The organism is Paenibacillus monticola (assembly GCF_009664975.1).
Classification (GTDB): Bacteria; Bacillota; Bacilli; order Paenibacillales; family Paenibacillaceae; genus Paenibacillus_AQ; species Paenibacillus_AQ monticola.
Window position 1 is genome coordinate 527,434 of the sequence record NZ_WJXB01000004.1, and the last position, 22,374, is coordinate 549,807.

20 protein-coding genes are annotated in these 22,374 nt (G+C 49.5%); 14 read left to right on the forward strand and 6 right to left on the reverse strand.

Annotated elements, in window-relative coordinates:
• The 6 genes from argJ (at position 1) to argH (ending at position 7,534) form a co-directional block, all read left to right on the forward strand.
• Positions 1-1,233 carry a bifunctional glutamate N-acetyltransferase/amino-acid acetyltransferase ArgJ gene (gene argJ / locus GJB61_RS14980; protein ID WP_154119290.1) on the forward strand — a complete coding sequence of 411 codons (1,233 nt, stop codon included), beginning with the start codon at positions 1-3 and terminating at the stop codon, positions 1,231-1,233.
• Between the two features lie 42 nt (positions 1,234-1,275).
• Positions 1,276-2,106 (forward strand): acetylglutamate kinase, encoded by an 831-nt coding sequence (gene argB, locus GJB61_RS14985; protein WP_154119291.1) that lies wholly within the window; start codon positions 1,276-1,278, stop codon positions 2,104-2,106.
• 101 nt (positions 2,107-2,207) lie between these two features.
• Complete coding sequence (locus GJB61_RS14990; RefSeq protein WP_154119292.1) at positions 2,208-3,494, forward strand: aspartate aminotransferase family protein; 1,287 nt, start codon at positions 2,208-2,210, stop codon at positions 3,492-3,494.
• Positions 3,491-4,459 (forward strand): ornithine carbamoyltransferase, encoded by a 969-nt coding sequence (gene argF / locus GJB61_RS14995; protein WP_154119293.1) that lies wholly within the window; start codon positions 3,491-3,493, stop codon positions 4,457-4,459. The genes GJB61_RS14990 and argF overlap by 4 nt, the downstream gene beginning before the upstream one ends.
• A 314-nt stretch (positions 4,460-4,773) precedes the next feature.
• Positions 4,774-6,009, forward strand: a complete 1,236-nt coding sequence (locus tag GJB61_RS15000; RefSeq protein ID WP_154119294.1) for an argininosuccinate synthase — start codon at positions 4,774-4,776, stop codon at positions 6,007-6,009.
• A 109-nt stretch (positions 6,010-6,118) separates the two neighbouring features.
• Complete coding sequence (gene argH / locus GJB61_RS15005; RefSeq protein ID WP_338115834.1) at positions 6,119-7,534, forward strand: argininosuccinate lyase; 1,416 nt, start codon at positions 6,119-6,121, stop codon at positions 7,532-7,534.
• 153 nt (positions 7,535-7,687) lie between these two features.
• Here the strand turns inward: argH and GJB61_RS15010 are convergent, their stop codons facing one another.
• Positions 7,688-8,149, reverse strand: coding sequence for a MarR family winged helix-turn-helix transcriptional regulator (locus GJB61_RS15010; RefSeq protein WP_154119295.1), 462 nt, complete (start codon positions 8,147-8,149; stop codon positions 7,688-7,690).
• 137 nt (positions 8,150-8,286) lie between these two features.
• Here GJB61_RS15010 and GJB61_RS15015 point away from each other — a divergent pair, with 137 nt between their 5' ends.
• Positions 8,287-9,168, forward strand: a complete 882-nt coding sequence (locus GJB61_RS15015) for an SDR family NAD(P)-dependent oxidoreductase (protein ID WP_154119296.1) — start codon at positions 8,287-8,289, stop codon at positions 9,166-9,168.
• 81 nt (positions 9,169-9,249) lie between these two features.
• Here GJB61_RS15015 and GJB61_RS15020 read toward each other — a convergent pair whose 3' ends face one another.
• Entirely contained in the window at positions 9,250-10,035 is a 786-nt protein-coding gene (locus GJB61_RS15020) for an alpha/beta hydrolase (RefSeq protein ID WP_154119297.1), read from the reverse strand.
• Positions 10,036-10,223: 188 nt separating this feature from the next.
• On the opposite strand from GJB61_RS15020, the gene GJB61_RS15025 reads away from it, so the two are divergent.
• On the forward strand, positions 10,224-10,832 hold the full coding sequence (locus GJB61_RS15025) for a DL-endopeptidase inhibitor IseA family protein (protein ID WP_154119298.1): 609 nt from the start codon (positions 10,224-10,226) through the stop codon (positions 10,830-10,832).
• A gap of 48 nt (positions 10,833-10,880) precedes the next feature.
• Here the strand turns inward: GJB61_RS15025 and GJB61_RS15030 are convergent, their stop codons facing one another.
• Both GJB61_RS15030 and GJB61_RS15035 read right to left on the reverse strand, forming a co-directional pair.
• Positions 10,881-11,288 carry a CBS domain-containing protein gene (locus GJB61_RS15030; protein WP_154119299.1) on the reverse strand — a complete coding sequence of 136 codons (408 nt, stop codon included), beginning with the start codon at positions 11,286-11,288 and terminating at the stop codon, positions 10,881-10,883.
• 176 nt (positions 11,289-11,464) lie between these two features.
• Positions 11,465-12,892 (reverse strand): VanW family protein, encoded by a 1,428-nt coding sequence (locus tag GJB61_RS15035; protein ID WP_154119300.1) that lies wholly within the window; start codon positions 12,890-12,892, stop codon positions 11,465-11,467.
• Positions 12,893-13,130: 238 nt separating this feature from the next.
• Here GJB61_RS15035 and ftsE point away from each other — a divergent pair, with 238 nt between their 5' ends.
• The 5 genes from ftsE to GJB61_RS15060 all read left to right on the forward strand — a co-directional run bounded on the left by ftsE (position 13,131) and on the right by GJB61_RS15060 (position 19,079).
• On the forward strand, positions 13,131-13,817 hold the full coding sequence (gene ftsE, locus GJB61_RS15040) for a cell division ATP-binding protein FtsE (protein WP_154119301.1): 687 nt from the start codon (positions 13,131-13,133) through the stop codon (positions 13,815-13,817).
• Positions 13,807-14,721 carry a permease-like cell division protein FtsX gene (gene ftsX / locus GJB61_RS15045; protein ID WP_154119302.1) on the forward strand — a complete coding sequence of 305 codons (915 nt, stop codon included), beginning with the start codon at positions 13,807-13,809 and terminating at the stop codon, positions 14,719-14,721. The genes ftsE and ftsX overlap by 11 nt, the downstream gene beginning before the upstream one ends.
• Positions 14,722-14,775: 54 nt before the next feature.
• The gene (locus tag GJB61_RS15050) at positions 14,776-16,065 is read left to right on the forward strand and encodes a murein hydrolase activator EnvC family protein (RefSeq protein WP_154119303.1); all 1,290 of its coding nucleotides are present in this window, start codon (positions 14,776-14,778) and stop codon (positions 16,063-16,065) included.
• Between the two features lie 120 nt (positions 16,066-16,185).
• Positions 16,186-17,652 carry a S41 family peptidase gene (locus tag GJB61_RS15055; protein WP_154119304.1) on the forward strand — a complete coding sequence of 489 codons (1,467 nt, stop codon included), beginning with the start codon at positions 16,186-16,188 and terminating at the stop codon, positions 17,650-17,652.
• Between the two features lie 113 nt (positions 17,653-17,765).
• Positions 17,766-19,079: a PDZ domain-containing protein gene (locus GJB61_RS15060; RefSeq protein WP_154119305.1), complete on the forward strand. Its 1,314-nt coding sequence runs from the start codon at positions 17,766-17,768 to the stop codon at positions 19,077-19,079.
• Between the two features lie 95 nt (positions 19,080-19,174).
• Here GJB61_RS15060 and GJB61_RS15065 read toward each other — a convergent pair whose 3' ends face one another.
• Positions 19,175-19,831 carry a response regulator transcription factor gene (locus GJB61_RS15065; protein WP_154119481.1) on the reverse strand — a complete coding sequence of 219 codons (657 nt, stop codon included), beginning with the start codon at positions 19,829-19,831 and terminating at the stop codon, positions 19,175-19,177.
• Between the two features lie 41 nt (positions 19,832-19,872).
• Positions 19,873-21,030, reverse strand: coding sequence for a histidine kinase (locus tag GJB61_RS15070; protein WP_154119306.1), 1,158 nt, complete (start codon positions 21,028-21,030; stop codon positions 19,873-19,875).
• A gap of 389 nt (positions 21,031-21,419) precedes the next feature.
• Between GJB61_RS15070 and GJB61_RS15075 the strand changes: the two genes are divergently transcribed.
• Positions 21,420-22,355, forward strand: a complete 936-nt coding sequence (locus tag GJB61_RS15075; protein ID WP_154119307.1) for an ABC transporter ATP-binding protein — start codon at positions 21,420-21,422, stop codon at positions 22,353-22,355.
• Positions 22,356-22,374: the final 19 nt, after the last annotated feature.

Below are 22,374 nucleotides of genomic sequence, written 5' to 3' on the forward strand. Positions count from 1 at the left end.
ATGAGCAATATTGATCTATATACCGTCGTCGAAGGCGGAAGTATTACAACACCCAAAGGGTTTACGTCCGGAGGTCTGCACTGTGGCTTGAAAAAAACAGAGCGTAACGATCTCGGCGTTATCGTGTGCGAGGTTCCGGCAACGGCAGCGGCAGTGTATACGACGAACATATTTCAGGCGGCTCCACTGAAGGTGACGCGGGAAAGCCTGGTTAACGGCACATTGCGTGCAATTATTGTGAACAGCGGGAATGCGAATGCCTGCACAGGTGAACAGGGTGAACAGGATGCATACGAGATGCGCGCAGAAGCTGCCCGTTATTTGGGCGTAGCTGAGAGTGACGTTGCTGTAGCATCGACGGGCGTCATCGGTGAGCTGTTGAAGATGGATCGTGTTCGCAGCGGCATTGCCGGATTGCCGGAGAAATTGAACGGAGGCGCCAGCGGAGCGGATGATTTCTGCCAGGCAATTCTGACCACAGATCTGATCAAAAAAGAATGTTGCGTGAAGGTACTTGTTGGCGGTGAGGAAGTTACGATTGCCGGGGCCGCAAAGGGCTCGGGAATGATTCATCCCAATATGGCGACCATGCTGGGCTTTATGACCACAGATGCGGTCATTGCAGCGGAAGATCTGCACAGCCTGCTGCGGGCCGCTACGAATGTTACTTTTAATATGATCACAGTAGATGGGGATACAAGCACCAATGATATGCTGGTCACGATGGCTAGTGGGCTCGCCGGCAATGAGACACTGACTCGGTTTCATCCGGATTGGGCTGCTTTTGCTGCTGCGTTCACCCATGTCTGCCAGAGTCTCGCTAAAGCGATCGCCCGTGATGGAGAAGGTGCGACTCATCTAATTGAAGTTCAAGTGAATGGTGCGGTAGACGACGATGCGGCGGCAGCTATTGCCAAGACGGTTGTCGGGTCCAGCCTGGTGAAGTCAGCCATATTTGGCGCGGATGCGAACTGGGGGCGGATCATTGCTGCGGTTGGACGCGCGGGAGTTCCGGTATCTCCGGACCGGGTAGATATTTCACTCGGCGACATTGAGGTGCTGCTGCAGTCGCGGCCGGTTGCTTTTGATGAAGAGAAGGCCTTGGTCTATTTACAAAAAAGCGAGACGGTGCTCATTACAGTAGATTTGCATGATGGAAGCGGAACGGCAACAGCCTGGGGCTGTGACCTCACCTATGATTATGTGCGTATCAACGCTGCTTACCGTACCTGAGGTGTGGTTTTCGTAAGGCCAAAGGGGAAGGATACCAATACTATGACGCAAAATTCAACTAATGAACTTATAGAAAAGAATGACACGAAGAGCTTGTTCGTGATGAAATGCGGCGGCAGTACGCTGGCGGCATTGCCCGATTCATTCTTCGATGATCTGCGGGAATTGCAGCAAGTGGGCGTTCAGCCAGTCATTGTGCACGGTGGCGGTCCGGCAATTTCGGAGAATCTCGCCAAGCTGGGTATTGAGAGCAGTTTCGTCGATGGTTTGCGGGTGACGACGGAGGCTATTCTGGATGTAGTAGAGATGACGCTCGCCGGAAGCATCAATAAAGTGATTGTACGGCGGATTCAAGGACGCGGAGGCAAGGCTCTGGGACTTTCGGGTGTCGATGGCAACCTTATTGTGGCTCGTCCAGTAGCTAATAGTGCTGAGATAGGATTCGTTGGAGAGGTGACTGGGGTGAATACCGAGATTGTGACGGGTATCCTTGCCATGGGTTACATTCCTGTAATTGCACCTATTGGTGTAGATGCAGTAGGCCAACGCTATAATATTAATGCAGATACAGCAGCAGGGGCCGTAGCTTCATTTGTCCAGTCCTCTAAAATGATCGTAGTTACAGATGTTCCAGGTATTATGCGTTCGGTAGAAGGCCGGAAGGAAGTGCTTCCGCGAGTGACGATACAGCAAATAGAAGATTTAATTGAAAGCGGCGAAATCTACGGCGGAATGATTCCCAAGGTGCGCGCGGCGATGGATTGTATCCAAGGGAACGTCTCAGAGGTCGTCATTGTAGACGGCAAAGAGCCGCGGGTGCTTAGTCGGGTGCTGCAGGGTGAAGAGCTGGGCACGCGGATCGTGCGACGATAAAAGGCCAATTTCTGATTGGGGAAGTATCAAGTTCAGTTTGGGTAGTACAAATTATAAGCGCTGCCGGGAACCCGGAACAGCCGTTGGGAGAGTGACTTAGAATGAGTAAGCTTACGCAAGCAGAGCAGGATTCCTTGATAGAAGCACAGCAGACTCACACCGCAGAAGCGGGTAATCCGAATACAGCTAAGAAGAAGCTGAGTTCGATATTCCCCTCTTACGCCAGATATGATCTTAGTTTGGTCAAAGGCAAGGGCAGCTGGGTATGGGATGATAAGGGCAACAAGTATCTCGACTTCACCTGCGGATTGGCAGTAACCAGTCTAGGTCACGCTCCGGAAAAAGTGGGTGCGAAGCTGAAGGAGCAGATCGATACGTTGTGGCATGTGTCGAACCTATTTCACATCCCAGGACAGGATAAGGTTGCAGAGCTACTCACCGATAATAGCTGTGCAGACCAAGTATTCTTCTGCAACAGTGGAGCAGAGGCGAATGAGGCAGCGATTAAGCTGGCGCGCCGTTACCATCAGAAAGTGAAGGGCGCTGACCGTTACGAGGTTATTACGTTCGAACAATCCTTTCATGGCCGGACACTGGCCACTTTGACGGCGACTGGACAGGCCAAAGTTAAGGAAGGTTTTTTGCCGCTTCCAGCAGGCTTCAAGACTGTGCCACTGTATGATCTTCCGGCACTGGAAGCAGCCATTGGAGAGCATACAGCAGCAATTATGATCGAGATGATCTTGGCTGAAGGCGGCGTGCTTGTGGTGGAGCCGGAGTTCCTGCATGCTGTAGCCCAGCTGTGTAAGGACAAAGGACTACTGCTGATCATAGACGAGGTGCAGACAGGCATGGGCCGTACAGGCAAGCTGTTCGCACATCAGCATTACGATCTGGAGCCGGATATCTTCACACTGGCCAAAGGGGTGGCTAGCGGCTTCCCGGCCGGTGTGATGCTGGGTAAGGGTTATCTGCGCGAGGCGTTCTCACCGGGCAGTCATGCGACCACCTTCGGCGGAACACCGCTGGCGGCAGCGGTGATGGCAGCGACAATCGAGACGATGCTTGAGGATGAGCTGCCACAGCGCGCAGCTGAAATGGGCGAATACCTGACCGGACTGCTGAAAGAGAAGCTGGCAGATTGTTCTTTTGTTATAGATATTCGTGGCAAAGGCTTGCTGATCGGGATTGAATGCCAGACACCGGTAAGCGATATTGTGCTGGCAGGACAAAAACGGGGTCTACTGTTCGTAAACGCAGGACCCAATGTTCTTCGTCTACTTCCTAATCTATATGTAAGCACAGAGGAGATCGACCAAGCGGTGGACATCCTTTCGGAACTCATTCATACTTATGCTAAACAAGTAAACGGGGAGGCAAGTTCATGAGCCAGGGCGTACAGAGCGATCCGCAAAAGATTGCTGAGCAGCTGAAAGGCCGCGACTTACTGGAGCTGAACGACTACAGTACGGAAGAAATCAACTATTTGATTGAGCTTGCGATCGAACTGAAGCGTAAGCAGAAGAACGGTGAGGAATACCAGCCATTGAAGGGTAAGACGATTGGACTTATTTTTGAGAAATCCTCTACCCGTACACGCGTTTCGTTCGAGGTCGGAATGTATCAACTCGGCGGACATGCGTTGTTCTTAAGCAGCAATGACATTCAACTTGGACGCGGGGAGACGATTGGTGATACAGCACAGGTAATGTCCCGATATCTCGATGGCATCATGATCCGCACCTTCGGCCATGACAAAGTTGAGGATCTTGCGCGGTTCGCTTCTGTTCCTGTAATCAATGGTCTTAGCGACCAGGCACATCCGTGCCAGGTACTGGCGGACTACCAGACTGTGTATGAGCATAAGGGACGGCTTAAGGGCCTGAAGCTTGCCTATATCGGTGACGGCAACAATATGGCCCATTCCCTCTTAATTGGCGGTGCCAAGTTGGGTGTGCATGTATCGATTGCTGGACCGGAAGGTTATGAGCCGGATGCTGCTGTTGTAGCGGAGGCCCGTGAGATCGCTAAAGAGACTGGAGCACAAATCGTTATCACCCGCAGTCCGCAGGAAGCGGTGCTGGATGCCGACATCATCTACACGGATGTATGGGCGAGCATGGGTTTTGAAGCAGAGCAGCTGGCGCGCGAAGCGGCGTTCAAAGATTATCAGGTTAACGAGGAGCTTGTACAGGGCGCGAAGAGCGATTACCTGTTCCTGCATTGCCTGCCGGCCCACCGTGAGGAAGAAGTCAGCACAGGCATCATTGACGGTCCGCACTCGGTTATTTTTGACCAGGCCGAGAACCGCCTACACGCACAGAAAGCACTGATGGCCGCATTGATGGGTTAAGACTCAGGGCTAAAAGGAAATTAGGATTGATCTTGTATGGCTCTTAAATTATATAAAATACTATATAAGATGAACTTGATCTGGAGCGTTAGAATTCTGGTGAAGTAACGAAGTGAAGGTTTGGAACTGGAGGAGCGTAGCGTTCGCCTTTGTCTCCGGATGTTATCCGCTAACAGCGATATAATTAAAAACATCTGGAGACAACAGCGGCCGGAAGTCCAAACAATTCACGCAGTTACGTCATATCACCAGATTTCTATAAGCATAAATCTTTTCATCTTACACTCCCCCACACGAAAGGAAGTTGCAGATTCATGGCTAAAGAAAAAATTGTACTCGCCTATTCCGGCGGGTTGGATACGTCGGTCATTCTGAAATGGCTGAAAGAAACTTATGATGCGGAGATTATTGCCTTCACAGCCGATATCGGCCAGAAGGAAGAGTTGGACGGTTTGGAGGAAAAAGCGCTCGCTACCGGCGCGTCGAAGGTATACATCGACGACTTGCGCGACGAGTTCGCGAATGATTTCATCTACCCGATGTTCCAATCGGGCGCACTGTATGAAGGCCAGTACTTGCTCGGCACTAGCATCGCACGTCCGTTGATCGCCAAACGTATGGTTGAAATCGCCATCGCCGAAGGCGCAACAGCTATCGCGCATGGCGCGACTGGCAAAGGCAACGACCAGGTGCGTTTTGAACTTGGCGCAGCAGCACTTGCTCCTAATATCAAGGTGATCGCACCTTGGCGTCTGGAGGAATTCCGCAACCAATTCCCCGGCCGTGCGGAAATGATCGCCTATGCGGAAGCCAATGGCATTCCGGTACAAGCCTCAGCGGCGAAGCCGTATTCGATGGACCGCAATCTGTTACATATCAGCTATGAGAGCGGCGTGCTGGAAGATCCATGGTTTGATCCAAGCGCACCGGAGAACAAAGAAATGTTCCTGCTGAGCAACGCTCCTGAGGATGCTCCGGATCAATCCGAATATTTGGAGCTGGATTTCCTGAAGGGCGAGTGTGTAGCGCTGAATGGTATAACTTTAACTCCTTTACAGGTGATGGAAAAGCTGAATGAGCTGGGCGGCAAGCATGGTATCGGCCGGGTAGATATGGTGGAGAACCGTTTTGTTGGCATGAAGAGCCGCGGCGTGTATGAAACTCCGGGTGGAACGATCCTATTCACAGCTCATCGCAAAATGGAGTCCATTACGATGGACCGTGAGGTAATGAATCTGCGCGACAGCTTGATTACCCGTTACAGTACCTTAGTGTATAACGGCTTCTGGTTCGCGCCTGAGCGTCTTGCACTGCAAGCTCTTGTAACAGAGAGCCAGAATAATGTAACTGGCACCGTGCGCCTTAAGCTGTACAAAGGCAACATCATCGGCGCGGGTGTAAAGAGTCCAGTCAGCCTGTATAATCCGGATATCGCCACCATGGAAGCTGATCCGACACAAGCCTATGACCAAGGCGATGCTACAGGCTTCATCCGCTTGAATGCACTGCGTCTTAAGGTCTCAGCAGGTGTTGCAGAGTCAGCGAAGTAAAGCGGGCGTAAATTCTTTATCAATCAATTAAACGGATACACTAGAGAAGGCCGTTCCTCCCGTCAGGATAGGAGCGGCCCTCTGGCGTCATAAGAGGAGGAAGCAACGGGTGAGCAAGCTGTGGGGTGGACGTTTTACGAAAGGCACAAACAAGCTGGTGGAGGAGTATACGGCTTCCATTGGATTCGATAAGGCTTTGGCGGAAGAAGATGTGCAGGGCAGTCTGGCACATGTTACGATGCTGGGGAAATGCGGGATCTTGCCGCAAGATGATGTGGAGATTATTAAGAATGGCCTGAATAAGGTGCTGGGCAAAGTACGCGCGGGCGAGGTTCTGTTCTCCGTAGCGGATGAAGATATTCATATGAATATCGAGAAACAGCTCATCGAGGAAATTGGTCCAGTCGGCGGCAAGCTGCACACAGGACGCAGTCGGAATGATCAGGTGGCGACCGATATGCATCTCTATTTGCGTAACCGTGTGGTAGAGCTGGTTGCTCTGTTGCATGAACTACAGGAAGCCTTGATCGAACAGGCTAAAGATAACGTGGAGACGATCATTCCCGGCTACACGCATTTGCAGCGTGCCCAGCCTATCCTGTTCGCCCATCACCTGTTAGCTTATGTATCGATGTTCCGCCGCGACGCAGAGCGCCTGACGGACAGCTACAAGCGTATTAACGTACTGCCGCTGGGAGCGGGAGCACTTGCCGGAACAACGTTCCCGATTGACCGTCATTATGTGGCCGAACTACTGGGCTTTGACAGCGTCTATGAGAACAGCCTGGATGCCGTCAGCGACCGTGACTTTATTGTCGAGTTTCTGGCGAATGCAGCGCTTGTAATGACCCATCTCTCCCGGTTCAGTGAAGAACTGGTGCTGTGGAGTAGCACGGAATTTAACTTCGTTGAGCTGGATGATGCTTTCTGCACAGGCAGCAGCATTATGCCGCAGAAGAAGAATCCGGACGTGCCGGAGTTGGTGCGGGGCAAGACAGGACGTGTATACGGCAACCTGATCGGTCTATTGACTGTGCTGAAATCACTGCCGTTAGCCTATAACAAGGATATGCAGGAAGACAAGGAAGGCATGTTCGACACTGTGGCGACGCTGACAGGCGCACTGCAGCTGTTTGCCCCGATGATTACCACTATGAAGGTGAACAAGCTTCGCATGCGTGAGGCGGTCAATACGGACTTCTCCAACGCTACTGACATCGCCGATTTCCTTGTGGGTAAAGGTCTTCCGTTCCGTCAAGCACATGAAGTTATCGGCAAAACGGTGCTGTACTGCATCAACGAAGGGAAATTCCTGCTGGACTTGAAGCTTGAGGAGTTTAAGCAGTTCTCGCCGTTATTCGACGATAACATCTATGCTGTGCTGCAGCCAGAGGCAGTAGTGAATGCGCGTAACGTCTACGGAGGTACAGCTACTGTTCAAGTGAAAGCAGCAATTGAACGGGCCGAGGCAGCACTGCATGAAGCTAATGAATGGGTAGTGAAGCACGGGGATAGACTTTTGTAAGTGAAGCTGCTATAAAAGAAGCCCGATAGAGAGTGACCTTAAACAGAAAGACTGTCTTTCCGCCACATCTTGAAGATGAGGAGGGAAACAGTCTTTTTTATGGTTTCCTTCGGGAAGTTGTGAATTAGCGGTATTTTTAGTTGTAAATAAACACTAGTCGTGACTAAAGCCATTAAAGTGGCGAAGCATTTGCATGAAATCATTCAGCTCGGCATCACTCCAAGTGGAAATCCGTTCGAAAAAGACGGATCCTTTCTCCTTAAGCGCGCTAGTAATTTTTTGTTGACCTGTCTCCGTCAGGGAAATCACTACGCCTCGGCGATCATTAGGAGCCGCCTCTTTTTTTACATATCCCAAGGTTTCTAACTGTTTGATAAGACGGCTGACCGAACTACGATCCATAGCGGTGGATTCCGCTAAAGTCGCAGCACTTGACGGTCCGTAGGCATAGAGCCAACGAACAATATGGAATGCAGCAGGCTGCAGGGAGGAATCAAAGCGCGCTGAGGTTGTAACATTTAGAGCATGTGAAGCGCTGAGAAGTGCATTAAGCTGCTCGCCTAGCGCTATCTCCAGCAGCTCTCTCCGGTTATTTGGGCTGTCTTCATCTGTCATCTTCATTCACCTTTCCGTAACTAAAATAAAACACTTGAATATAGTTGACATATATCCATTAAATTATTATAGTGGATATATGTTAACTATATACTTATATCTCTATTAAAAATAGTATCACATAAAGGAGAATGATTATGAGTGAAAAATCAACTGTAGTTATCACTGGTGCCACTAGTGGTCTGGGGCAGCTTGTTGCAATAGAATTGGCGAAACGCGGCTTTGATCTTGTTTTGACAGCTAGAAGCAAGGAACGTGCGGAGGTTACCAGACAAATTATTCAAGCCAACAACTCTTCGGTTAAGATCGACTTTTTCTTCGGGGATTTATCCTTGATGAAGGATGTAGAGCGTGTTGGTAAACAAATCGTGGCTGCATATCCGAAGATCGACGTGCTTTTGAATAATGCAGGTATTCATGCTTTTGAGCCACGTACCACTTCCGAAGGGTTTCCGGAAATGATCGCTGTGAATTATTTAGCGCCATGGCTATTGTCACATACACTGAAGCCTTCTCTACAGAACGCAGACGGTGCAAGAGTGGTCAATGTGGCCTCTGAGGCTTCACGCAATCATGGTGTGTTGAATTTGCCAGATGATCTAACAGATACAGCCCCCTTTACAGCTCGGGGTTCATCGCCCATCTACGGCAAAACCAAATTGTTGAATATTATGTTCACTGCCGAATTGGCTCGGCAATGGGAAGGCACCAAGATTAGCGTCAATGCACTAAATCCGGGATTTAATGTGACCGGACTTGGACGCGAGCTCAGATTTGCCTCCGTCATCGAACGTATTTTGAAATTTCTACATCTTGGAGATCCCCGTAGAGGTACAGATATTATTACCAGATTAATCGTAGAGCCGACATATGGAAAAGTGACTGGCGGGTATTTTAACGTTGGAACCGGAAATTTAATTGAACCGGTATCACCAGGCGGTGATGCTGCGATGCAGAAAAAATTGTGGGAGGTCACACAGGATTTACTGGAGCAAAAAGTTGAGCATCAAATTCGTTGAATAATCCATCCCCTTCCACATATTGCTTGAAAAAACGGATACCGTCCATAAAGACGATACCCGTTTCTTCTTGATATCTCTCTACTTGCCCAAAGGCAGCCAATTCAGCACATCGCGGATTTTGGTGTCCCAATAACCCCATTCATGTGAACCAGGCCCTTCCTCGTAGGTCAGAGACAGTGATGTTCCTTGACAGGCCTCGCGGAAAATTTGGTTATCAGCATACAGGAAATCCTCTGTGCCGCAGCATTGATATAGTGCTGGCTTAGGTCCCTTGGAGCGGTCCCGTTCCTTTAGCAGCCATAATAGATCTTCTTGGGTTCCGGTAATGTCTTCTTTGCCAAAAATCTGCTCGTATTCTTTCGTCTTAGCGGTAGGATCATCCCAGTTCATGAAATGATGCGCCATATCAAGCGCCCCTGACAGACTGGCAGCAGCGGAGAAAACCTCCGGCTTACGCAATCCCAGCTTGATCGCTCCATACCCGCCCATCGACAGTCCGGCTACAAAGTTATCCTCACGCTTAGGTGACAGCGGAAAGAACGAACGTGCCAATGCCGGCAGTTCCTCACTAATGAAGGTCCAGTACTTGCCACCTTCTGCCATATCCGTGTAAAAACTGCGATGCACCTGAGGCATAACTACCGCAATCCCCATTTCCGCCACATACCGTTCAATCGAAGTCCGGCGCAGCCAGATCGAATCATCATCTGATAGCCCGTGTAGCAAGTACAGTGTAGGGTGAAGCTTCCCTCTGGTAACGTTGCTCATGCCAATCTGTGTTGTTGTTTTTTGCGGTAAAATGACGGTCATCGAGGTGCTAAGCCCCAATACCTCTGAATAAAATTTGCATTCTATTAAAGCCATTTTCTTTCATCCCCCTCTCAGCACAAATGATAGCATAATCGAAAAGCGAGTGACATTGGATAAATCTCTGAAATAATGGGAGGAGGCCCCTTTTCAATTCTCTATGGATTGGGTATTTCTACTTACGGGGTAACGTAGCACGTTACGATACCTATCGTCCGTATTCGGAAATTTGGAGGAGATTTAAGATGAATAAAAAGTTGATGATTGGTTCATTGGCACTTTCACTGGGTTTGGTATCTGCAGGGAGCGGAGCGATGGCAGCTTCAGCATCAGTGGGGAGCACTACCGCGATAAAGACTGTAGCTGTGGCATCCGTTCCAGGCAAGGAAGGACCAGCCACCATTAATAATTTGACGGTGAAGAGTATTATTTCGCTCGTAGTTCATGCGAAAAAGTTGTATATCTATTCTAATCATGGTGGGAATGATTATAAACCGGAGACTTTTCAATATAAGGGTACAGAATATCGCTATATATCGAGCGACATTGGCACGAAGCAGAAGCTGATGAATTACATAAAACGGGCTTATACCTCAAATGCGGCAGCTTTTTATGTACAAACACAGTACCTGGAGCAGAACGGGAGACTAGCGCAGGTCAATACAGATTTAGGGAATTCCTTGGTCTATGAGAAGGCAACCGCAAGAATGGTCTCGAAGAATGCAACAGCAGCTGTATTTGAGCTGACAGTTCCACAACAAGAAGGCCAAGGTGGTAGCGAGGTAGTTACAGTTAAGCTGAAGAAGGTGAGTGGGTTCTGGAGAATAGATATGTCTCCCGATACCCTTTTCTAAAGGATGAACTAAGGGGAAGTTTAACTGTGGGTGGACGAGGGGAAAGCTTTACTGCTGGATGCGGAGCAGATCTGAGGTATAGGCAACTCCGGCGAACTTACCGTTTCTGGTGATAATGACGCAGTCATTCTTCAGGGGTTCAGGGCGTTTCAGGGCTTCGGCAAGTATAAACTCTGGTGAGGCGGAGATGTCAAAGATCAATGGTTTTGTGTTCATAAGCTTCATTATTGGCTCTCGGTAGAACAAATCTATACCATTCCGTCCTGAAGCCTTCAGGAAAAAGCGTTCGCTCATAAGTAGTCCAAGGGGTTCATTAGTAGCATCGCATACAACGATGCATTTGGATTCCGGATGCTGGAACATGACACGCATAGTTTCCCGGCAAGTACGGGTGGCAAAAACGGCAGGAGCGCTGCGGATAATATCAGCTAGTTCATTTAGTTGGGCTGTAGCCATTAAAGATTCATCCTTTCTAATGTAAGTCTAACTTCTATTATACTCCTTGATCGTAAATTCTACTGGTTGCGCAGGTAAGTTGCATGTAAAGTATGGCCTGGAATCTTTGTATTAAATGACGGTCAGACCTCTCACTTGTTGAGGTCTGACCGTTTCTTTTGGTTAGTGGAAAATATTTATTCGCTGCGTATTCCATCTTCCACTAGTGGCTTTCTTAAATTTTCCGGTGATCCAGATTTACTGGTACCGGCACGATTTACGGCAATTAGCCGTTTTTGTGCGGGATAGACATCACGGGACAGCTTTTTCTTCTCTACAGCTTTGCCGTCAATAAACCGGGTAATGTAGGTCTCAACAACATATCCGGTTTTACCGCTCTGTATCACCCGCGAGCTTCCTGGAGAGAGCGAAGAGTCACTGATGTATTTATCGCTTGCAGCTAATATCTCAACCGTCTGCGAGTGTACTTGATAGCTGGTATTCTGCGGAAATGTGCCAAACAGCTTCACGGTCAGTGATCGTCCCTGTACGGCGGCTTTGATGATGAGATATTTGCCGGTGGTATTGCGAAATCGGAAGTTAATATACCCTTCTGCAAAGGTAGCATCCTGTCCTTTGGGCAGATAGCTGACCGGAAGCGAATGATTGTGCCGCTCGACGATTTCCAGTCCCGAGCGCAGCGCTGCATTATATAGGGTGCTCGAAACCTGGCAAATCCCTCCGCCCATTCCTGGCTGCAACTTTCCGTTCACAATTACAGGTGCTTGGCGAAAACCGTATTTGGTTTTGGCTTCTTCAATAGCTTTGCCATAATCAAAAATGGCGCCTGGCGGGAGGACGGTACCATTCACGGCTTTGGCGGCTGAATCAACATTGAATGTTCGCCCGGGTCCGCTGGCGCCGAGATTGGTGCTGAATTGTGCTATTTTTCGTTCAATTCCTTGGCCTTTCAATGCCTTTAAGGTTACATCTGGCAGCAGAACTGCTAAAGGGACCTCCAGGGTAATTCCCATGCCCTGCAAGGCTTCCAGCCGACTTAGTCTTGTGGGGATAGCCGCTCGCATCGTTGTCTCAAGAGTGGTCCAATCCACCTCATACGAGGTAGTCTCAGGTGTATATAATACTCGGTCATCAACGGTAATCCGCCGCGTAGCATCCACTGGAACGCCAAAGGTTTCTCTTTCCCAGGCTGGACTGAGACTGGCCTGCAGCTCTTTAATTTCCAGGTGCGCTCCAAGACTCCAACTCTGCGGGAAGCTGCGGCGTGCCTTCACCCGCTTCATAAGCTTGCCCTCATCGAGCTCTTTAAGACCCCGCAGAAAGTCCTCTGCTTCAAATGTAACTCCAGCCTGCTTCAGTGTAAGGGTCAGCTCCGTATTTCCCTCTGCCCTCAGTACCAGGGGGAGTGCTTGAATAGCCTTCAGTCGTTCATCGAGACCGGCACGGACTTCAACAAAGCTCATTCCACTTATGTCCCAGCCGGCAAGGTCGGTGTCTTTGGGCAATGTATTCTGACTGCCATATAGATGAAGCCCTCCCAATACAAGTGAGCCGGCCAAGAGGAGGCCGATCACTCCGCTGAGGGCGATGTGAATTTTTTTCATGAAACAATCTCCTTATAGGGTCTAATTTGCGCTAAGGCAGGCGCAGCCCATGATTACCTAGCTGAAAAGATCATATTTCTATGTATATGTGAGCTAGTAGCAAAACTTTCGGGTACTCAAGCAGTTACGGATTTGTTACAATAGATACGTTGCGGTAATATTGCAGTTTATGGAAACCTGCGCTGGACCTTGTCGAAAGGCCAAGCAGCGGAGAATGTCAAAATCGGGAAGTGATAAAATGATTGAAATGCAGGATGTGTGGAAGACCTACCCAAATGGAACCCATGCTTTGCAAGGTGTATCTGTCAAAATCGCTCGCAACGAATTCGTGTATATCGTCGGACCGTCCGGCGCAGGTAAATCAACTTTCATGAAATTAATTTATAGAGAAGAAGTTCCAACCAAGGGGCAGATTTCTGTAGGCGGCTTTAATATTGGTAAGCTTAAGCCTCGTAAGATTCCTTATGTCCGCCGCAATATTGGCGTTGTGTTTCAGGATTTCAGGCTGCTGCCAAGGATGACGGCTTTTGAGAATATTGCTTTTGCCATGGAAGTTATTGAAGCCCCGAAGAAGGTCATCAAGAAACGTGTGAATGAGGTGCTCGATCTCGTTGGTTTGCGGAGCAAGGCTAATCGCGAGCCCTCGCAGCTGTCAGGTGGAGAGCAGCAACGGATTGCTATTGCCAGGGCAATCGTCAATAGCCCTTCTGTAATTATTGCGGACGAGCCTACGGGTAACCTCGACCCGGAGACCTCATGGGGCATTATGCAGCTGCTTGATGAAATTAATTTTCGGGGGACAACCATCGTAATGGCAACTCACAACAGAGATATTGTGAATCGCATGCGTAAACGGGTGCTCGCCATTGAGAACGGAAACATTGTTAGAGACCAAGTGAGAGGGGATTACGGTTATGAGTTTTAAGACCTTCTTGCGGCATGTGCGGGAAGGCTTCAAAAACGTATTCCGCAACGGGTGGATGTCGATAGCATCCATTACCTCCATCGTCGTTTCCCTTTTCGTACTAGGCGTATTTATACTGCTTGTGCTCAATGTGAATGCTGTAGCTGATAAGGCGGACAGTCAGGTCCAGATCAATGTACATTTGGCTCTGAATACCGATCAGAAGATGCGTGAGACATTAGAGAACGAAATTGGCAGTATGCCGGAAGTCAGCAAGATTGAATTCATCTCCAAGGAGCAAGGGCTAAAGGATTTCCGCGAAGACATGGGCAAGGATGCTGCCGAGCTTCTGGATGGGTTCGATACTGACAATAATCCGCTGCCGGACAAGCTGCTGGTAGAGGTTGTCGAGCCGACGACGGTGGCGTTTGTATCTGAGAAGATTGAAGCGCTCAACAAAATCCACCCCGAGCAGCCGATATTTAAAGTGAACTATGGTAAGGGCTCCATTGAGACCTTGTTTAAGGTCACACGTGCTGTACGTAACATCGGTTTTATTTTTGTAGCAGGACTGGCACTGATGTCGATGTTCCTGATCTCGAATACGATTCGGGTTACGATTCTGGCCCGGCGTAAGGAGATTGGCATTATGAAGCTGGTAGGTGCAACAAATTATTTTATTCGCTGGCCCTTTTTTATCGAAGGTGCACTGATTGGGATGATTGGATCATTAGTCACCTCAGGTGCTTTGTATATTGGTTACACCAGCTTAGTAGCGTCAGTACAGGGAGATCCAATGCTTGGACTCGAGTTAGTTCCCTTTAATGATATATGGATGCAGTTATGCGGTTTGCTGGTAGGTCTCGGCGTGCTGATAGGTGTCTGGGGAAGTACCGTATCTATTCGCAAGTTTTTGAAAGTATAACAAGATCCAATTTGAAATGATCTATACTTATAATTAAAGGATGGGGAGTGCGAGTTGAAGAAGATTGCCGCCGGCTTAGCTGTGTTGTTACTGGCTGTCACTATATTCCAACCCACTGACGGTTATGCCAAGAAGACTAGTGTTACTGAGATCGACAAGCAACTGAAGCAGCTGAAGCAAGAAGTACAGGCTGCCAAGGCACAGCAGGAAAAAGCCGCTTCGCGCAATCAGGAAGCACAGCACTACAAGAACAAGACCAATCTCAATCTGCAGTATGTACTGGAGCAAGTGGATCTCGTAAAGGGTAAAATGACCGATATTTCCTCCAAAATCGCTAAGACGGAAGATTCATTGAACGTTACGGCGACCGAATTGGACGAAGCGGAGGCTCGTGTGGCTTCAAGGGAGAAGCTGCTGGAGTCCCGTGTTCGGCTCATGTATACGGATGGGGCAGTCTCTTACCTAGATGTCTTGCTCTCATCGACGAGCTTTTCCGACTTTCTGGATCGAGCGGACTCCCTGAAGATGATTGTGGATCAGGATCAGGATCTGTTAGTGCAGCATAAACAGGACAAGCAGACCGTTGTTGTCAAGAAGCAGCAGCTTGAAGGGCAATATGCGCAAGCTAAACAGCTGTATACAGACTTGGAATCCCAGCGCAGCATGCTGAAGGAGAAGGAAGACGAGAAGCAGGAGCTTATCGCTTACTATGACAAGGAAATTCAGGAGTCTGATGAAGTCAGCGAAGAGCAGAATGCCAAGCTGGTAGAGCTTGCGAGCAATCGTTCTGCCCTGGAGCAGCAAAAGGATAAGATAAAGGCTGAGGAAGCGGCCCGCAAAGCAGCGGCGGTCAAAGCGGCTGCGGCCAAAGCAGAAGCGGCCCGCAAAGCTAAAGCGAATTCTTCCAGTAGTGGAAGCAGCGGTTTCAGTTCAGCCTATGAAGGTGGAGATGGACCTTTCCTGCTTCCGGTAGGGTCTGTGCGAATTTCGTCAGGCTACGGCAAACGGACACATCCAGTTACGGGTGAGGTAGGCAAGATGCATACCGGAGTTGACTTTGCAGTTTCACAAGGAACCAATATTCATGCGGCTGATGCCGGAACGGTGATTGTGGCTGAATGGTGGAGCGGTTACGGATATTGTGTGATTATTGACCATGGCGGAGGCATGTGGACGCTGTATGGACATATCCGCGAGGGCGGCATTAAGGTTAAGGTAGGCGATCACGTTGATCGCGGTCAGACGATTGCCGAATCGGGTGCGACAGGTCGTGTAACCGGCCCGCATCTTCATTTCGAAGTGCGGATTGACGGTCAACCGGTTAATCCTATGCCTTATCTCTAATTTAAAGCGTGCATAAATATTAATTGAACTCGCGGCATATACTGGAAGAGATACCGTCCCATCGAAGGATGGGTTTGGGTTGTTATGGTCAAGATGGACAAGAGGGGACGGTGGAACATTATGTTAAAAAAAAGCACAGCGGCGTTTATGATCATCGCTGCCTTGCTGTGCGGCAGCTTATTGACCCTGAGCGTGACTGGTTACAGTCATGTATTCGGACAAGCCGCAGGTGAAGGGATCACATCGGTTTTGCAGGCGACTGGACTGCAGGCTAAGGAATCCAAGAAGCTCGGAACCGCTCTGGATCTGATTGAGAGCAATTATTATGAGACTGTAGATCGGGACAAGCTGATAGATGGTGCTGTCAATGGGATGATGGAAGCATTGGGCGATCCCTATTCCAACTATATGGGTAAGGAAACGGCAGCACAGTTTGAGGAAAGTATTGAAGGTTCCTTTACAGGGATAGGCGCGGAAGTCTCCTCGGATAACGGCAAGGTAGTTGTGGTTTCGCCGATTAAGGGCTCCCCGGCTGAGACCTCCGGGATTCAGGCCAAAGATGTAATTCTGTCTGTTAATGGAGAATCGCTTGAAGGCATGGAGCTAAATGCTGCAGTGGCCAAGATACGTGGTCCTAAAGGCAGCAAGGCGACCTTGAAGGTACAACGAGCTGGCTCTACAGAGCCGCTGGAATTTGTGATTACCCGGGATGACGTGAAGCTGGAAACCGTGTATGCCACTATGGAGAAGGATGGGGTAGGCGTAATCGAGGTCACCCAATTCTCACTGAACACCGCGGAGCGTTTCAAGGAAGAGCTAGGCAAACTGGAGAAGAAGGGCATGAAGGGCCTTGTCATCGATGTTCGTAATGACCCGGGTGGTGTTCTTCCAATTGTCATTCAGATGGCAGAAGAGTTCGTACCGTCAGGCAAAACAATCGTGCAGGTAGAGTATAAGACCAAAGAGCGTGAGGTTAGTAAATCCAAGGGCTCAAGCAAAGCTTATCCAGTTGTTGTCCTAATGAATAAGGGTAGCGCAAGCGCTTCGGAGATACTGGCAGGAGCATTGCAGCAATCAGCCGGAGCCAAGCTGATCGGGGATAATTCCTTCGGCAAAGGCACCGTGCAGACCAGCTTTGACAAGCAGCTGCAGGACGGCAGCTTACTGAAGATTACCATTGCCAAATGGTTAACACCTGATGGTACGTGGATTCACGGCAAAGGGATTAAACCCGATATTGCCGTTGCACAGCCGGATTACTTCTCAGTAGCACCGATTAACAAAACTGCAATTCTGCAATATAACATGAATAGTGCAGATGTGAAGAGTGCCCAAACGATGCTGGATGGTTTGGGGTATAAGCCAGGGCGTAAAGATGGCTACTTCGACGTGGGTACGAAGAATTCAGTTAAGAAATTCCAAAGTACAGCGAAGCTGAAAGTCACGGGTATTATTGACGCGAAAACAGCGGAGGCACTTGAACTTTCATTGATCAAGGTCATTCAGGACCCTGTCAATGACAACCAGCGGAATAAGGGAATTGCAGAGATTCAGAAGGAAATCAAGGCGGCAGCGTCGAAAAAGTAAGAAGGCTGAGTTCAGCCTTCTTTTTTCTTTACTGGAAAATGAGTAACACTAGCAGCTTTATATTTCTGTGGTCCACTTATTGATTTCATAGGCTAAGGAGTGTGACGAAAGGTTTGAATGGGATAACCGAACTGTTGGGAAGCTTGGGTAATGCGCTTTTACATTTGCTTATTCAGCCTTATTACTATATTGCTCTTGTATTCATAGCACTGTATTACCGCCGGCAGGTAGCATTGGAACGAAAGTTAATTCATGTGAAGCTGCATAGCTGGGCTCAGGAGACGTGGCGAACGGTCTGGAGTGGTCTCGTTATGGGGCTTGTGGTTTCAATCGCTGCTGTCCTGTTAGGGATATCTTTATCCGGCACTGCTGTAGCCTGCATTTGGGTAGTCAGTTTACTGCTGCTGCTGGTACGAGTGCGCTATTTATGTTTTGCCTATTCTATAGGTTTGCTTGGTATCATTCAATTTGTACTCTCTTTTTTTCCAGATGCGTTGCAGAGTGGTGAAATAGGTACTATTGCTGTTGCGCTACGTGAGATGGATATCCCGGCACTGCTAGTGCTGGCAGCCTTGCTGCACATGGCCGAAGCCTTGCTGGCCCGTTGGCAGGGGGCTAGACTCGCCACGCCACTGTTTCTGAAGGGCAAGCGCGGCAAGGTCGTCGGCGGCTATCAGCTGCAGGCCTTCTGGCCGCTGCCGTTGTTCCTCCTGGTTCCCGCGGGAGCCGGAACCGAGGCTTTGCCATGGCAGACGCTGCTCGGCGGCGGGCTTGGCATCGTATCCCTGCCCGTCATCATCGGTTTCAGCGAGATGACGCAGAGCATGCTGCCAGGGCGCAAGGCGGCCCGTACATCAGGACGACTGCTGCTGTACAGCATCGTCCTGATGGGCTTAAGCCTACTTGCGTTCTGGTGGAGCCCGCTGACCGTGGTCGCGGCGCTCGCAGCAATTACGCTGCACGAAGGCTTAAGCTGGTACAGCGCTCTGGAGGAGCGCAGTGTCAGCCCCGTCTTCGTGCATCCGTTGGCCGGCCGCAAAGTGCTGGCCGTGCTGCCGGGCAGTCCCGCGCAGGATATGGGCATCCTGCCAGGCGAGATCCTACTGAAGGTCAACGGGGTCCTGTTGACCAATGCCTCGCAGCTGCATGAGGCGCTGCGGATGAACCCGGCGTTCTGCAAGCTGGAGCTGCTGAATGCCGAAGGCGAGAGCAAGTACCTGCAGCGGGCTATCTTTGATGGCGATCATCATCAGCTTGGCATCATTCTCGTGCCGGAGCAAGATGGGTATCTTACAGCGGAGACGAAACCCTCAAGCATCTTCAGCATTGTTATGATGAAGACGGGTACACGCAACCGGAGTCTACCTGTGGGCGAACTCAAACGAACAAAAAGCGCAAAGTCCAAGGCAGATTCAGCCGAGGTCTGACGCGCTAAGATGGATTGGCCTTTTTAACGATAAGCCCGGACTCCTAGACCAGTGGAGTCCGGGCTTTTATGTATTTTGAAATGGATCAAAGTACCTTACTCCTGGCGGTTTTTTAAATAAAAAATAGCAATTTGTGTACGATCGCGCAAGCCCAACTTGCTTAAAATATCGGTGATGTAATTTTTGATGGTCCCCTCGCTCAGAAACAGCACCGCGGAAATTTCCTTATTAGAATGTCCCTCCGCTATGGAGGCAACAACGGCAATCTCTGCCTTGGTTAACCCGTAGCTCATAAGCGGCGGATACACTTGCTCGGCTTCAGGACGAGAGACAGGCTGCAGAAAGGTTGCCAGCTTACGGGCAATATCGGGATGGATCAGCATGTTGCCCTCTTGTACAGTCTTGATGCCTTGTATAATACGGTCAGGTGGAATGTTCTTCAATAAATAGCCGCTGGCTCCGTTTCGCAAGGCTTCAATAATATATTCATCATCATCAAAGGTAGTCAGCATCAGTACCGACACCTGGGGGAATGACTTCTTAATGGCTAGGGTGCCTTCTACTCCACCGCAGCCTGGCATGCGAATATCCATGAGTATTACATCTACTTCAAGACCCTCCATAAGCAAGGCTAAGGCCTCGTTGCCGTCACTAGCCGTGCCTGCGATTTCAATTTCAGAGTCCAGGCCCATTAGCACCTTAAGGCTTTCGCGAATAAAAGAATCGTCGTCAACAATTAGAAGCTTGATCATCAGTTGGTTATACTCCTTTCGTTCCAATTAAACCCTCTTGATTACATAATTTCTCCCTGCTTATATACCGGCAATCTGGTCACTACTGCGAACTGCGGCACCTGCTGTAGCTCAAGGGTTCCACCGATCAGCCGCGTTCGTTCTGTCATTCCCTTCAAGCCAGTTCCGCCACTACTCTGCAGTTTATGCAGCGCTTCTCCTGCGGGAAGGACTCCGTTGTTACTAACCTCCATAATAATCTCAACTTCACTATAGGTTAGATGAATCCATACTGCTGTAGCTCTTCCGTGACGGAGGCCATTGGTGATGGCTTCCTGGGCATTTTTGAACAGAACAACTTGAATACTGGGATACAGGGGATAGGGTATGCCTTGAACAAGGTATGAGGTCTCTATTCCTGTATCGCGGCCAATCTCCTCTAGCAGCCGGTCTAGCGCATAAGCACCCTCCAATTGCGGGGCGTAGTTGATACGCTTCACAGCTGCACGCATATCGTCCATACTGGCCGACACTTGGTCACGAATCTGGCCCATCAGCTGCATGCCGGTTTCGGGTGCAGCAGGAAGGGTCTGAATCGCGGCCTCCATCATCATTTTGATGCGGATCAGGCGATGGCCGATATCATCATGCAGCTGGCGGGAGATCCGCACTCGCTCTTCAGATTGGGCGGCAGTTTCCACTTGGGCGGTGAATTGCTGCAACCGGCTGCGGGCTTCTTCCAGCTCGAAATGTTTTTTGCGCAGCGCATCATACACTAGCAACGTTTCTGCCCGGCCGCGTCCAGCCTTCCGCAGAAGCTCATTTAGGGAGAGGGTGAGCAGGAAGGTAATATTCATGTAGACCCACAGAAGCGGAATGGAATGTTTGAAGGCAAGATTCAACGCAGTCAGGTGAATAATGGTGAACAAGACCGGCACAGAGTACGGTTTCAGCCGGGAATAACAAAGCAATGCGGAGAGCGCTGGGAAGATCATCAGACTGCCATACTGGTAGCACAACCAAGCGGTGAACAGCATTTCTAAGGCACTAGCCAGCGCGGATAGCGAATCCGGCAGCTTGGCACCAAGCGTCACCAACAGCATAAGCAATAAAAGGTGCATGGTGAATAATTCGTAATCATCATATTGGTAGACGTAAATGGTAATAGAAGCAGGAATAATAATGAGTCCGTAACGCAATAGGTTCAGTTCTCTGGTCACGCCGGTTCATCCTTTTTGTCGATATATAAGATAAACGCGAGATTTCTCAGGTGTCGGTTGTAACTACGAGAAATGTTTGGACTTTCGGCCGCTGTTGTCTCCAGATTTCTTAGATTTTACCGCTTTTTGCGGATGAAATCCGGAGACAAAGGCGGTCGCTATCGCTCCTCCAGTTCCAAAATTTCCCTTCGTTACTTCTCCCCTGTTGTTTTTTCCCCAGTTTATCTTATATAGACAGTTTTCTTAGCCTTTATCTTAGCATATTTACCCGCTGCTTCAGGAGATGACTTTAGTCACCTTCAGAAGATGACCTTTTGTACGTACGGTGGAGCTTCTTGTGAGCTACAATTTAGAATATAGAAGCACACAGAAGACAGGAGCGAAACAATATGTCACTTGCGGTATTAACGGATGTAGTGAAACGGTATAATGACAAACTAACAGTGGATCATGTGAATGTTACGATTCAGGCTGGTGAGATCTTCGGTCTGTTGGGTCCGAACGGAGCGGGCAAGAGCACTACAATCAGCATGATTTGCGGCCTGCTTAAGATCGACGGTGGCGACATTAGGATTGACGGCCTGTCGGTATCTGCGAACCCGCTGGAGGTCAAGAAAAGAATTGGCCTGGTCCCCCAAGAGCTGGCACTGTACGATATGTTGACGGCAGAGGAGAATGCGACTTTTTTCGGGAGGTTATACGGCTTGCGCGGCAAGCTGCTGAAGGAGCGGGTAGCGGAAGCATTAGCGTTTACAGGTCTCAGTGACCGGGCCAAGGAGAAACCATCGACCTTCTCGGGAGGAATGAAAAGACGGCTGAATATCGCCTGCGCCATTATGCATCGCCCCAAGCTGATCATTATGGATGAGCCGACCGTAGGGATTGATCCCCAGTCACGCAATCATATTCTGGATTCGGTTAAGGCACTGAATAAGCTCGGTTCAACGATCATCTACACAAGTCATTATATGGAGGAGGTCGCAGCCATTTGTGATCGGGTCGCCATTATGGATAAAGGTCATATTATTGCCTGCGGCACGGAAAAAGAGTTGCGGGAACGAGTTGCCCAGGAAGAGAAAATCGTGATCAAAGCTGGGCAGATTACTCCTGAGCTAATCCATGAGCTTAAGCTGCATCCGCGGATCAGTCGGGTAGATGTGAAGGATGGGTTAATAGAGCTTTATCTGCCTTCTTCGCAAGGGGAGCTGCAGGATATTCTCTTTATTTTTGCCAAACATGAGGGGATTATTGGTTCCCTGCATATTGAGGAGCCGGATCTGGAGACATTGTTCCTGAGCCTGACCGGACGGACCTTGCGCGATTAAAAGAGGAGGGGGGAAAGCT

Coding starts and splice junctions, on each gene's coding strand:
- GJB61_RS15020 (WP_154119297.1), bottom strand. CDS start 10,035: ATGGCTTTAATAGAATGCAAATTTTATTCAGAGGTATTGGGGCTTAGC.
- GJB61_RS15075 (WP_154119307.1), top strand. CDS start 21,420: ATGTCACTTGCGGTATTAACGGATGTAGTGAAACGGTATAATGACAAA.
- ftsX (WP_154119302.1), top strand. CDS start 13,807: ATGAGTTTTAAGACCTTCTTGCGGCATGTGCGGGAAGGCTTCAAAAAC.
- GJB61_RS15000 (WP_154119294.1), top strand. CDS start 4,774: ATGGCTAAAGAAAAAATTGTACTCGCCTATTCCGGCGGGTTGGATACG.
- GJB61_RS15025 (WP_154119298.1), top strand. CDS start 10,224: ATGAATAAAAAGTTGATGATTGGTTCATTGGCACTTTCACTGGGTTTG.
- GJB61_RS15010 (WP_154119295.1), bottom strand. CDS start 8,149: ATGACAGATGAAGACAGCCCAAATAACCGGAGAGAGCTGCTGGAGATA.
- argF (WP_154119293.1), top strand. CDS start 3,491: ATGAGCCAGGGCGTACAGAGCGATCCGCAAAAGATTGCTGAGCAGCTG.
- argJ (WP_154119290.1), top strand. CDS start 1: ATGAGCAATATTGATCTATATACCGTCGTCGAAGGCGGAAGTATTACA.
- GJB61_RS15065 (WP_154119481.1), bottom strand. CDS start 19,831: ATGATCAAGCTTCTAATTGTTGACGACGATTCTTTTATTCGCGAAAGC.
- argB (WP_154119291.1), top strand. CDS start 1,276: ATGACGCAAAATTCAACTAATGAACTTATAGAAAAGAATGACACGAAG.
- GJB61_RS15035 (WP_154119300.1), bottom strand. CDS start 12,892: ATGAAAAAAATTCACATCGCCCTCAGCGGAGTGATCGGCCTCCTCTTG.
- GJB61_RS15030 (WP_154119299.1), bottom strand. CDS start 11,288: ATGGCTACAGCCCAACTAAATGAACTAGCTGATATTATCCGCAGCGCT.
- ftsE (WP_154119301.1), top strand. CDS start 13,131: ATGATTGAAATGCAGGATGTGTGGAAGACCTACCCAAATGGAACCCAT.
- GJB61_RS15015 (WP_154119296.1), top strand. CDS start 8,287: ATGAGTGAAAAATCAACTGTAGTTATCACTGGTGCCACTAGTGGTCTG.
- GJB61_RS14990 (WP_154119292.1), top strand. CDS start 2,208: ATGAGTAAGCTTACGCAAGCAGAGCAGGATTCCTTGATAGAAGCACAG.
- GJB61_RS15055 (WP_154119304.1), top strand. CDS start 16,186: ATGTTAAAAAAAAGCACAGCGGCGTTTATGATCATCGCTGCCTTGCTG.